Annotated in this window: 9 protein-coding genes; 8 read left to right on the top strand and 1 reads right to left on the bottom strand. The window is 54.1% G+C overall.

Annotated features, from left to right (window positions below; translation table 11 throughout):
• Window position 1: 1 nt before the first annotated feature.
• The 8 genes from ACJJIM_RS20855 to ACJJIM_RS20820 all read left to right on the top strand — a co-directional run bounded on the left by ACJJIM_RS20855 (window position 2) and on the right by ACJJIM_RS20820 (window position 10,957).
• Window positions 2-1,333 (top strand): TldD/PmbA family protein, encoded by a 1,332-nt coding sequence (locus tag ACJJIM_RS20855; protein ID WP_413663965.1) that lies wholly within the window; start codon window positions 2-4, stop codon window positions 1,331-1,333.
• Window positions 1,334-1,360: 27 nt separating this feature from the next.
• Entirely contained in the window at window positions 1,361-2,992 is a 1,632-nt protein-coding gene (locus ACJJIM_RS20850) for a TldD/PmbA family protein (protein WP_444911871.1), read from the top strand.
• A gap of 214 nt (window positions 2,993-3,206) precedes the next feature.
• Complete coding sequence (locus ACJJIM_RS20845; RefSeq protein WP_413663964.1) at window positions 3,207-3,932, top strand: DUF4159 domain-containing protein; 726 nt, start codon at window positions 3,207-3,209, stop codon at window positions 3,930-3,932.
• A gap of 2 nt (window positions 3,933-3,934) precedes the next feature.
• The gene (locus ACJJIM_RS20840; protein WP_413663963.1) at window positions 3,935-4,933 is read left to right on the top strand and encodes an AAA family ATPase; all 999 of its coding nucleotides are present in this window, start codon (window positions 3,935-3,937) and stop codon (window positions 4,931-4,933) included.
• A 5-nt stretch (window positions 4,934-4,938) separates the two neighbouring features.
• Complete coding sequence (locus tag ACJJIM_RS20835; protein WP_413663962.1) at window positions 4,939-5,841, top strand: DUF58 domain-containing protein; 903 nt, start codon at window positions 4,939-4,941, stop codon at window positions 5,839-5,841.
• 1 nt (window position 5,842) lies between these two features.
• Window positions 5,843-7,048 (top strand): BatA domain-containing protein, encoded by a 1,206-nt coding sequence (locus ACJJIM_RS20830; RefSeq protein ID WP_444911870.1) that lies wholly within the window; start codon window positions 5,843-5,845, stop codon window positions 7,046-7,048.
• Window positions 7,041-9,269 carry a hypothetical protein gene (locus tag ACJJIM_RS20825; protein ID WP_413663960.1) on the top strand — a complete coding sequence of 743 codons (2,229 nt, stop codon included), beginning with the start codon at window positions 7,041-7,043 and terminating at the stop codon, window positions 9,267-9,269. Before ACJJIM_RS20830 ends, ACJJIM_RS20825 begins: the two co-directional genes overlap by 8 nt.
• Entirely contained in the window at window positions 9,266-10,957 is a 1,692-nt protein-coding gene (locus tag ACJJIM_RS20820; protein WP_413663959.1) for a hypothetical protein, read from the top strand. The genes ACJJIM_RS20825 and ACJJIM_RS20820 overlap by 4 nt, the downstream gene beginning before the upstream one ends.
• Here the strand turns inward: ACJJIM_RS20820 and ACJJIM_RS20815 are convergent.
• Entirely contained in the window at window positions 10,946-11,509 is a 564-nt protein-coding gene (locus tag ACJJIM_RS20815) for a lipocalin family protein (RefSeq protein ID WP_413663958.1), read from the bottom strand. The genes ACJJIM_RS20820 and ACJJIM_RS20815 overlap by 12 nt on opposite strands.
• Window positions 11,510-11,618: the final 109 nt, after the last annotated feature.

The following is an 11,618-nucleotide window of genomic DNA, read 5'->3' as shown; positions in this document are numbered from 1 at the left end:
AATGGCCATTCTGAGTAGAAGTGAAGCGAAGCGTATTCTCGACAAGGTTTTAAAATACAGCCGCGCCGATGAAGCCAGCGCGCAGCTGGCCGGCAGCGAAACCGGCAATATTCGCTACGCGCGCAACAGCGTTTCCACCAGTGGTATCGTCAATGATATCGAGCTGGCCGTAGAAGCCCGTTTCGGCAAGAAATCCGGTGTGGCCACTATCAATGAATTCAGTGATGCCTCACTCGAAAAAGTGATGCGTCGCGCCGAAGAGTTGGCCAAGCTATCTCCGGAAAACCCGGAAGCCATGCCGATGCTGGGACCGCAGAAATATGTCAGCGTAGACGGCTTCGCCAAGTCCACTGCAGATATCACTCCAGACCAGCGCGCCAAGGCTGCGGCAGATTCCATTATTGCAGCCAAGGAAAAGAAAGTGGTTGCCGCAGGTTACCTGGAAGACCAGCGTTCTTTTGCTGCAGTCGCCACCAGTAAAGGCTTGTTCGGCTACCACGCTTCTACCTCTGCCAATTTCACTGTAACTATGCGCACCGAGAATGGCCTGGGTTCTGGTTGGGCCGAAAGTGACGTTACCGATTTCGGTGCAATGAATACCGGCAGCACCTCCTCTGTCGCCATCGACAAAGCGGTCCTGTCCCAGGAAGCCCGTGCCCTGGAACCGGGCAAGTACACCGTGATCCTGGAGCCCAATGCGGTGTCCGGCCTGGTGGGTTACATGATGAGCGGCTTCGATGCGCGCAGTGCCGACGAGGGCCGCAGCTTTATGAGCAAAAAGGGCGGCGGCAACCGTACCGGCGAGAAGATGTTCGACAAGCGAGTAAATTTCTACTCCGACCCCACCAGCCTCGATGTGCCGGCTCAACCCTGGACCGACGGTGATTTTATGCAGCTGGGACGCACCGAATGGGTGAAAGACGGCGTAGTGAAAAACCTGGCGCGCAGCCGCTACTGGGCCGAGCAAAGCAAAGGCGAAGTGGTCCCCGAACCCAACAACCTGATTATGATCGGCGGCGATAAAACCACCGAAGAACTGATCAAAAATACCCGCCGCGGTATTTTGGTATCCCGCACCTGGTATATCCGTATGGTCGATCCGCAGTCCATGCTCCTGACCGGCCTCACCCGCGACGGCACCTTCTATATCGAAAACGGCAAGATCAAATACCCGGTGAAGAACTTCCGCTTCAACGAGAGCCCGGTAATCATGCTCAACAATATCGAAGATATGGGTGTACCCCAGCGAGTGGGTATGTGGGGCATGTCCGCCATGATTCCCGCGTTGAAAGTGCGCGACTTCACCTTCAGCAGCCTTTCCGACGCCGTATAACAGCCAGCACCCATCGAGGATAACGAAATGGAAAGAAGAAAATTTCTCCAGCTCAGCGGTGCCGGCCTGGGTGTTTCCATGTTGCCGCTGTCCGGCAATCTGGTCGCCGAGAGCAAACTGACGCAAAGCGGTGTTGATCTCTCGGTAAAAAAAGAATTTGCCGATGTCGCCCTGAATACCGCCACTAAACTCGGCGCCACTTATGCCGATGTGCGTATTGGTCGCTACCTGAACCAATATGTGATCACCCGCGAGATGAAAGTGCAGGACGTGGTGAACACCGAATCTATCGGCATGGGGATTCGGGTTATTGCCAACGGCACCTGGGGCTTTGCTGCCACCAATGACCTGACAGCCGATGGCGTCGCTCGCGCCACCCGCCAGGCAGTAGCTACCGCCAAGGCCAACTCCAAGTACCAGCAGGAGCCCGTACAGTTGGCTCCGGTAAAAGGCCACGGCGAGGTGAGCTGGCAGACACCCATCCAGAAAAACGCTATGCAGATCCCCCTGGCCGACAAGGTGGACCTGTTAATGGACGTGAACAAGTCCGCTATGGATGCCGGCGCCAGCTATATCAACTCCATGTTGTACCTGGTGAATGAACAAAAGTATTTTGCCTCTACCGACGGCTCCTATATCGACCAGGACGTTCACCGTTTGTGGGCGCCCTTCTCGGTCACCGCAGTGGACAAGAAAACTGGCGGTTTCCGTACCCGCCAGGGCCTCAGCCAGCCGGTAGGACGCGGCTTTGAATACCTGGATGGCCGCGCCGAAGACAAGATCCAAGCACAGACAGTGCTCTACCGCGACTCCTACGATATGGCCGAAGACGCACGCCTGGCGGCGCAACAAGCCAAGGAAAAGCTTACGGCTAAATCGGTCAAACCGGGCAAGTACGACCTGGTGCTGGACCCAAGCCACCTCTGGCTCACCATCCACGAATCCGTCGGCCACCCACTGGAGCTGGACCGCGTGCTCGGCTACGAGGCCAATTTTGCCGGTACCTCTTTCGCCACTATCGATAAATGGCGCAGCGGCAAATTCCAATACGGCAGCGACAAGGTCAACCTGTTTGCCGATAAGGTACAGCCCGGCTCTCTCGGCGCCGTCGGCTACGACGATGAAGGCGTGAAGACCCGCAACTGGGATCTGGTAAAAGACGGTGTGCTGGTGAACTATCAGGCCACCCGCGACCAGGTACATATGCTGGGGCAAAAGGAATCCTACGGCTGCTGCTACGCCGACAGCTGGTCCAGCGTGCAATTCCAGCGCATGTCCAACGTTTCGCTGTTGCCTGGCAAGGAGGAGCTGAGCGTCGACGATATGATCAAGGATGTGGAGAAAGGCATTTATATTGTGGGTGCCGGTTCCTTCTCCATCGATCAGCAGCGCTACAACTTCCAGTTTGGTGGACAACTGTTCTACGAGATTGAAGACGGCAAGATTACCGGCATGGTGGAGGATGTCGCCTACCAGTCCAACACCCAGGAATTCTGGAATGCCTGTTCGCAGGTCTGCGGCAAAGATGATTATCGTCTGGGTGGTTCCTTCTTTGACGGTAAGGGACAGCCGATGCAAACCAGTGCCGTGTCCCACGGTAGTTCCACAGCACGCTTCGACGGTATCAATGTGATCAATACCAAGCGCAAGCTGGGCTAACCACTGATCCACACGGGAGCTGGCCAGCAAACCAGTCAGCTCCCAGTATTGAAAATAAATGGGTAGAAGGAAATAAGGTGCTCCGTTCGAGACCGTATGAGGCATGGATGCCGATTACGAGCGTACAGGGATGTATTTACAGCGTGTCTCGAACGGAGCACTTTCTTTCCTTTGCTCTCAACAATAAAAACCAACGCAGTAACAGAGTTATCCCGTGTCCCTCACCCGCAAGGCTTTTCTCCAGCGCCTGATCCTGGGTAGCTGCGCCGCAGCGCTGCCGCTGGGCACACGCGCACAAAATACCGCACCGGGTAGTGCACAGGAGCACTACGATTTTTATTTCACCCGCTTGATGTACGAATCCGGTGACTGGGATGTGGATCAGCGCATGCCCTCCAACCTGCTCAATTCTCTGGTGGAGTACACCAATCTCAGGGTTGACCCCAAAGAGCACATAGTGCCGCTGGCCGATAAGAAAATGCTGCTGGCGCCCTTCTGCTACCTGGCCGGACACAAGCTGGTGCAATTCACCACGGGAGAGGCAAAGAATTTTCGCGATTACGTCAATCGCGGTGGCTTTATATTTGTCGACGACTGCAACCACGATATCGACGGTCTCTTTGCCAAATCCTTCGAAGCGCAAATGGCCAAGCTGTTTGGCGAAGACTGCCTGCAAAAGCTCCCGGACGATCACGACCTCTACCGCTGTTTCTTTCAATTCGATGAATTGCCGGTAACCAGCTTTGAATTAAATGGCTGGGGTGATGATCTGGTACACGACTACCTGAAAGCCATTGTTGTAAACGGCCGTATCGCCGTGCTTTACAGCAACAAAGATTTCGGCTGCGAATGGGACTACGACTACCGCAACAAACGCTGGCTCGCCATCGATAACACAAAATTTGCGGTGAACATTGTTATTTACGCACTGACGAGCTGATTATGCTGACCACCCTGGAAAATAGTATCGAACAACAACTGCACAGCCTCGACAATCTGCAACAGGAGATTGCGCGAGTGATTGTCGGCCAGAAACCTGTGGTGGAACAGATGCTGATCTGCCTGTTGGCCGGCGGCCACGCCCTACTCGAAGGGGTGCCGGGGCTGGGTAAAACCCTGCTGGTAAAAACCCTCGCCGATGCCAGTGCGCTGGATTTTAAACGGGTACAGTTCACTCCGGATTTAATGCCCGGAGATATTCTCGGCAGTGAGATCCTCGAAGAGGATCACAGCACCGGCAAGCGCTTTTTTAAATTCCAGCAGGGCCCGGTTTTCACCAATATCCTGCTCGCCGATGAAATTAACCGCACACCGCCGAAAACCCAGGCAGCCCTATTGGAGTCCATGCAGGAAGGCTCGGTAACCGTGGGCGGTAAAACACTGAAATTGCCCGATCCTTATTTCGTACTGGCCACACAAAACCCCATCGAGCAGGCCGGCACTTATCCGCTGCCGGAAGCTCAGCTGGACCGCTTCCTGTTAAATATTCATATCGACTATCCCGATGAGCGGGATGAAGTTGAAATCCTGCGCTCCACCACCGGTGCCAGCAGGGTCAAACCCAGCCCCAGCCTGGATGCAGAGCAATTGCGAGAAATGCAGAAACTGGTGCGGGAAATTCATGTAAGCGACGATTTGTACCGCTATGTAGCAGCCCTGGTACGCGCCACCCGTATGGAAACCAGCGGCAGCGATACCCTGCAACAGTGGATCAAGTGGGGCGCCGGTCCCCGCGCGGGGCAGGCTCTGATTCTCGCCGCCAAGGCGCGGGCCCTTTTGCAACGACGCCTCGCCGTCACCCGCGAGGATATCCGCAGCCTGTTACTGCCGGTACTGCGCCACCGGGTGCTGCTCAGCTTCCAGGCCCAGGCCGATGGCGTACAGATGCCACAGCTGATTGACGAATTACTGACGGCGGTGCCGGAACCGGGCCGGGACTGATCAGCGTGGAATATCTGTCCCCCAAAACCCTAGCCAGTTGTCGCGATCTGGTGTGGCTGTCGCGGCATATCGCCGAGGGCGTGATGCTCGGTGTGCAACACAGCCAGCGCCGTGGCACCGGTCTGGAATTTCACCAATACCGAGGCTATCAAGCGGGCGATTCCATTCGCCATATAGACTGGAAACTGTTCGCCCGCAGTGATCGCTACTATGTGCGCGAGACAGAGCAGGAGAGCCGCATGCACGTGTGCTTTGTGCTCGATACCAGCGCTTCCCTGGGCCAGGCAAGCTTTGTCGAGCCCAGCCTGAATAAACTGCATTACGCCAAGTGTTGGATTGCCAGCCTCTGCTGGCTGCTCAACGCCCAGGGAGACAGCTTTTCCCTATTGGCGTTTAACAGCAGCCGGACGGTTTATGTACCCGAAGGCCAGGGTGAGAGCCACCAGCGTCAAATCGCCCTTCAGCTACAACAACTCGACGCCAGCGACCACTGGCCAGATCACACTCAACTGGCGCCGCTGTGGCAATACTTTGAACGCTCCAGTCAGGTGGTGTTACTGAGTGATTTTTTTCAACAGGGCAATGAGATCGACGATTTTGCCGCACGCCTGCATGCCGCCGGCCGCCCCTGCCTACCGCTGCAGTTGTTAATTGAAGCCGAACAGACTTTTCCTTTTGGCGGAGAGCTAAAGCTCCTTAACCCGGAAGCGAACGCCAGTGGACCCATAGCTTTGGAAGTGGACGCCGAACGGCAACGCCAGTCTTACCTGGATGCTTTTGCTCAAGCGCAGAGCGAGTTAAAAGCGCGCTTTGCCACACAGGAGTGTTCACTACAGACCGACCTTATCGAGCAGCCTGTGGAAAAGTCACTGCGACAATTTGTTCAGCTGCACGGCAGGTTGTGCTGAGATGTTGTGGATAAATAACTTATTTCAATCCCCACAGTGGCTATGGCTATTCACAGCCCTGATTATCCCTATCGCCATTCATTTGCTGCGCCGAAGTAATCCACAACAGGTCTCCTTTGCTGCGCTGCAATGGGTACAAAGATATTCACAGAGTCGCGCGCGCCGCCCTATTGTGGATAACAAGTGGTTGCTGCTATTGCGCCTGCTAATCGTCGCCATGCTGGCAAGTTTATTGGCTCAGCCGCTGATTAAACGGGAAATTTATCCCCAAGAGGGCGTGATACTGGTAGACCCCAGAATTGGGGCGGACGAAGCGAATACATTTATCCACAATTCACTGCCGCAGCTTGTCGGGGAAGGTAATAAAGTGCTGTGGTTATCCCCAGAAACGTCTTCCGTAACCTCACCCCCACCACAAAATGTGGACCTGTGGAAAACTCTATCAGCACTATCACGCCGGGCGGATTTGCGCAGGGCTCATATCCTGTTGATAAACAACGGGGTTCCAGCATCCCACCAGGCACTAAGAGTCAGTCCCCATTGGCAGTGGCACGGCCTCAACAAAGCATCCACAGCTCCGAGCCAGGCATTACCGAGTATCGCTTTAATGGCCAAAGCGCCCAGCTGGTGGGCGCCGGTGCTAGAAGACTGGCAAGGCAATATGCCGGGACTATCGGTGCATATTCAGGAACAAGAAGAGACTCCCAATGCCGAGCAGGCAGATTGGTTGATCTACACGGGCCCCGCGCCCCTGCCACAAGCTGTGCTGGAATTTGTTTCAGATGGCGGCCTGTTAATCACCGACAACAGTATCCCCCCTACCGATAATCTCAACTTCGTTGCTGTGGATAACAGCCAGTCAGCTCAAGCGGCCTCAATGGGACGGGGAAGTTGGCTGCGCTACGAAAGTGACTGGTACAGTGAGGCCTTTTATCGCCGCGCAGATTTACCTGAACGCTTATGGCTGCACTGGTCTGGGCAAGACTGGGCTCTGCAACACCAAAATCGTGGCCACTGGTCTGCCAATAAAGTAGTGGCAGGCCTTCCTGTAGAAGACAGCGAGGTAGAAAACCGCTGTATTGAACAACTGCAACCCTGGTTAATAGCCGCCCTACTGTTACTTCTGGCTTTTGAACGCCTAATTGTCCTATCGCGACCCGCAGTCATCATGGCAACCGATAGTAACGGGGAGGCCGACCATGGATAAGCGTGAGTCCACCCTTAACGCTGTGCGCAGGCGCTGGCAACTGACAGCCCTGCGGCCCTATCTCTGGCTTGCCACTGGCCTCAGCCTTCTGGCAGGCTTGGGTATTTTTGTATTCGGCTGGCCACAGTGGCTATTGCTCGCCTGGCTTGGAATTATTGTTGTAGCAATTCTATTGGATCGCAGCTGGCGCCCAAGCCCCGAGAGCCTATGTCGACAGTTGGATGGACAATATCCACAGCTGCAAGACAGCAGCCAGTTGCTTAGCCAACAGAAAACCAACCTAAATCCATTGCAGCAATTACAGCGCACGCGTATCGAAACAGAGCTGCAAAAACTGCTGGAAAGTGGCGACCGGTCGCCTTTCGGTCCAAAAAAACTCCGCAGTACCCTGACAAATGCCTTCGGTGCCTGCCTGGGACTATTGTTATTTGTACTGAGCGATTCTCACTTCACCTGGGATAAAGCTGAGACCACGCAACAAAATACAGCTATTCCCGTTGCCGAAAAACTCGCCATAACGCGGGCGGCAACCCATATCCAGCCGCCCGCCTACACTGGGCTCGCAGCCGACAGCCAATCCCTACAAGTCGATGTGCCGGAGCAGTCTGCGGTCGAGTGGCAACTTGAATTGAATCAGCCGGTGCAAGGGCTGGAAATGCTGGCCGAAGCTGAGCGCTTCATCTTTTCTCCGCTAGGTAATCTACCCAGTAAAAAATGGCAATTACAACGCACTATCGCTAAGGCAGACTTTTACCAGCTTTCAGTGCAATTCGGGGAGAACCAAATACTTTTGCCGGAAATCCATAATATTCGGGTGCATAAAGACAGTGCCCCGGAGTTTACCTTTGAGGCACCCAGCCTGCGCGTCGATACCATTCAAGGGAGCACCCAAGGTATTCCCGTGAAAGTAATAATTAGTGATGATTACCAGGTGAGTTCTGCAGATTTATTGGTCACCCTCGCCAGCGGCACCGGGGAAAATTTACGCTTTCGCGAAGAGCGTATTCCTCTCACCAGTTTGCAATCCACTGCTTTATCAACAAGCCTCTCGGAAGATAAGAAAGCAGCTCGCTACGATTTCCTCCTGCCCATCCACCAGTTTTCCATGGAAGCGGGAGATGAACTCTACTGGTATCTGGAGGCCAGGGATAACCGCGAGCCCAGCGCCAACATTGCCAAGAGCCAACACTTTATCTTGCGCTGGCCGCAAGAAGAGATTTTCGGGCTGAGTGACAGCGAGGGGATGGCGATTAAGATATTACCGGAGTACTTCCGCAGCCAACGCCAGCTGATTATTGACACCGAGGCCCTGCTAGCCGAGCGAGAGCAGCTGCATCCGCAGGCGTTTCGCAAACGCTCCGAGGGTTTAGCCTATGAACAGAATTTGCTGCGCATGCGCTACGGCCGCTTTCTCGGCGAAGAGGATTCGGAAGTGGAGTATTCTAGCGCAGAGAGCGAGGAGCACGATGATAAAGAGGAGTCCGAACACGGCCATAGCCACGATCATACAGAACAAGGTGAGCACCAGGCACATGGCGAAGAAAATGCCACTCCCTTTTCACAGCGAGACTCCCATTTCCAACAGGCAGAGCGCATAGCTGCCTCTGCCGGACACCGGCATGACAGCTCAGAGCATGCCACCCTGTTCGACCCCCAAACCAAGGAGCTACTGCGCAACGCGCTGAATGCCATGTGGAGTTCCTGGCGCGACCTGTCGGTTATAGAGCCCCAAGCCTCCCTGCCCCACCAGCACCGGGCTCTGCGGTTTATCAAGGAAGTACAGCAGGCTTCGCGTATTTACTTACAAAGAGTCGGGTTCGAGGCGCCCCCCATAGACGAAAGCCGCCGGCTTAGCGGTGAACGGGAAGACATAGCGCCAAAAACTGTCGACAGTGCCTTTGAACAAAAACAAAGAGCACAGGTGCTCGCCCTAATGGCCCAGGTAGACTCTGGCGCCGAACTCGATACCGATCTGCTGGTGCAGATAAATGAGCTAGCCACAGAGCAATCATTAGATCTTGGCCTGGAGCTGTCCAAACAGCTGCGTTTATACCAGCAGCGCCACCAGCAACCGAATTGTATTGATTGCACGAACTCCCTGAATCAGCTGCTCTATCAGCTACTGCCAGCACCGGAATCTGCGCCTTCACTGCCTTTGCAAACTGAGGCAGACGGCCATTTCAGCCGTTGGCTGCACCAGCAAGGGGAGAAATCATTGTGATTGATTTCTTGATACCTGGCTTGTGCCTGTTGGCCTGTTTAGCATCACTCGTACTGTTACGCCGCCGTGGCGCCAAGCCGTTCGACTATGGCCTGCAACTGGCGATTTGGCTGAGTGCCTGGATGCTCTGGCAGCAGCCGGCAATCATTCCCGCCGAGCGCAATATCTCTATCGACAGCAAACAGCTGGCGAGCTCAAACCCAATAAATCTCAATGGTGTGGAAAATATCTCCCTCAATGGGGAGTCACTCGGCCGCGACAAACTGCGGGACCTGGCACCAGTGCGCCTGGAGTTATCGAAGATCCAGGAATCTGATAGCCGCTGGGAATTCGACTGGCAGCGGCGAATTACCCTGGGTGATTCTTTAAAGTTAAAGGTTCACAACAACCAGCCACTAACTGAAAACCTACGAATTAGTTTGCTCAATCCCTACGGCCATATTGAAGACAGTCTTGAGCTGAAAGTGGGAGAAGCAATTCAGGCACAACTCACTGCCACTCCAAAACTCGCAGGCCCCCAGCTATACCGAGTACGGACGGAAAGCGAAGCCGGCGAAACCCATACAGATCCTTTACCCATCCTGGTGCGTGAACCGCTCCAACCCAAATTGTTACTGTGGCTGGCACGCCCCTCTTTTGAGACGGCCGCCCTCTCTCGCTGGCTGCGCCAATCCGGTGTAACAGCACAAGTGATGACCCAGTTGGCACCTGAAATTAGTAGAAAAGAAACTCTCAACGGCCTTCCACTTACCGAGTCTGCGGATTTATTCACGAATGAAAGTCCCTTCGATTTAGTGATACTCGACAGCAGTTTGTGGCCACAATTTTCTGCTCTGCAAAAGCGTCAGCTCAACGAACTGGCCACTACAAAGTCACTGTTATGGTTAGTCAGTGACGACAGCTCTGAAGAGTTTCTCCAATACGCTGCTGCCCAATCCATGCCTCTACAAAAGGAAGAAGCCACCCACTTACATTCCGGCTTTGGCTACCAAAAAGCGGACAATCCGGAGATTCCCCCACTGCGTAATCTTGGCTTCAAAGTCACACAGTCCGGCTCCTACGACTTTTTACTGGGCAATGGAGAGCCCCCACTTTTCTGGGGGCGTTCGACTGAGACACAACACCTGGGGTTTATCCTATTTAGTGACAGCCATCGCTGGCTAACCAGTGGCTTTACTACTGAATTCGCCAGCCTGTGGAAGTCCATTATTGATTACCAACTCAAGCATTTGGGTAGTCAGCAGCCAGTAATCCTCTCCAATGAGTTACCGCGTACACAAGAACGCATCACCCTATGCAGCCCACTTTTTTCTGATCAGAGTCCATTCTTATCAGAGTTTCAAGATAGCTCCCGCTCTACCAAAGGAATCGCCGCAAGCAGAAGTTCCCAGGGTCAGTGCTACAGCTTCTGGCCCCAAAATTCAGGTTGGCACCAGCTTTGGACTGAATTGGAAGGGGAGTCGGTACTAGACTTCTATATCTTTGCCAAAGAGGACTGGCCTCTATGGCAGCAGTCCCTGAATGCCAGGGAAACCCAACTAATGGCTGCCGCACGTTTAGGGCCAGAAGCAAATAATCACGCAAACAGGGTTTTGTTGGGGCGCCAATGGCCGGCCCTTATATTGCTGTTACTAGTGTGTATAAGCTGGTGGCGGGAACGCAGGCTTTTGAATAGATCACGACCCTGAGGGCTTCGCCGTAGGTTTATTTCCCGGCTTAGCCTCTTGCTTGGGAAATATCATCTGGTCGGCGGGATACCCCAAAGCTTTGGCCTTCTGTAAAAACTGCTCCAACACATCCTTGGGCATGGTTGGGGTGCGGGACAATATCCACAGATAGGATTTATCGTAGCCAGATACCATCGCGTATTGGTAGTCATCCGATAGGGCAATCACGATATAGGATGAGTAGAAGGGGCCAAGAAAAGAGACTTTCAAATGGCCCACATTTTTCGGGCCGACAAACTCGGCCCTCCCCTCCGCCATTTGCCAGGCATCACGCGCTTTTGAATAGCCGGTATTGATCACCGCGACAGAACCATCATGGTTGAGACTGTAGTCGGCAGTTACCTGGGTCAGGCCGCGCTCGAATGAGTGATCCAATCGAGCAATCTCATACCAGTGACCTAAATATCGCTGTAGCTGGAAGTTTTGGACAGGCTCAACCCCCTCCGGCACCCGTGTACAGGCACCCAGCCAGAACAAGGAAAGCAGTAATACACCCAGTGAAAACAGCTTCATCTAGCCACTCCCAGCAAGCTCCCCTCAAGTCAGAATAGAAGGCAGGGGTTTCACAAGATCAGGATAGTTTCGGGAATCTGTATTTCACCCATAAAAAAACCACCGCGAG

The organism is Microbulbifer maximicatervae (SeqCode) (genome assembly GCF_052467615.1).
The sequence above is the reverse complement of the archived record's forward strand: the minus strand, read 5'-3'. Positions and strand labels throughout refer to the sequence as shown.

What these genes read in the sequence shown, in the direction of transcription:
- ACJJIM_RS20855 (WP_413663965.1), top strand. Translation starts at nt 2, where the DNA reads ATGGCCATTCTGAGTAGAAGTGAAGCGAAGCGTATTCTCGACAAGGTT.
- ACJJIM_RS20850 (WP_444911871.1), top strand. Translation starts at nt 1,361, where the DNA reads ATGGAAAGAAGAAAATTTCTCCAGCTCAGCGGTGCCGGCCTGGGTGTT.
- ACJJIM_RS20840 (WP_413663963.1), top strand. Translation starts at nt 3,935, where the DNA reads ATGCTGACCACCCTGGAAAATAGTATCGAACAACAACTGCACAGCCTC.
- ACJJIM_RS20830 (WP_444911870.1), top strand. Translation starts at nt 5,843, where the DNA reads ATGTTGTGGATAAATAACTTATTTCAATCCCCACAGTGGCTATGGCTA.
- ACJJIM_RS20825 (WP_413663960.1), top strand. Translation starts at nt 7,041, where the DNA reads ATGGATAAGCGTGAGTCCACCCTTAACGCTGTGCGCAGGCGCTGGCAA.
- ACJJIM_RS20815 (WP_413663958.1), bottom strand. Translation starts at nt 11,509, where the DNA reads ATGAAGCTGTTTTCACTGGGTGTATTACTGCTTTCCTTGTTCTGGCTG.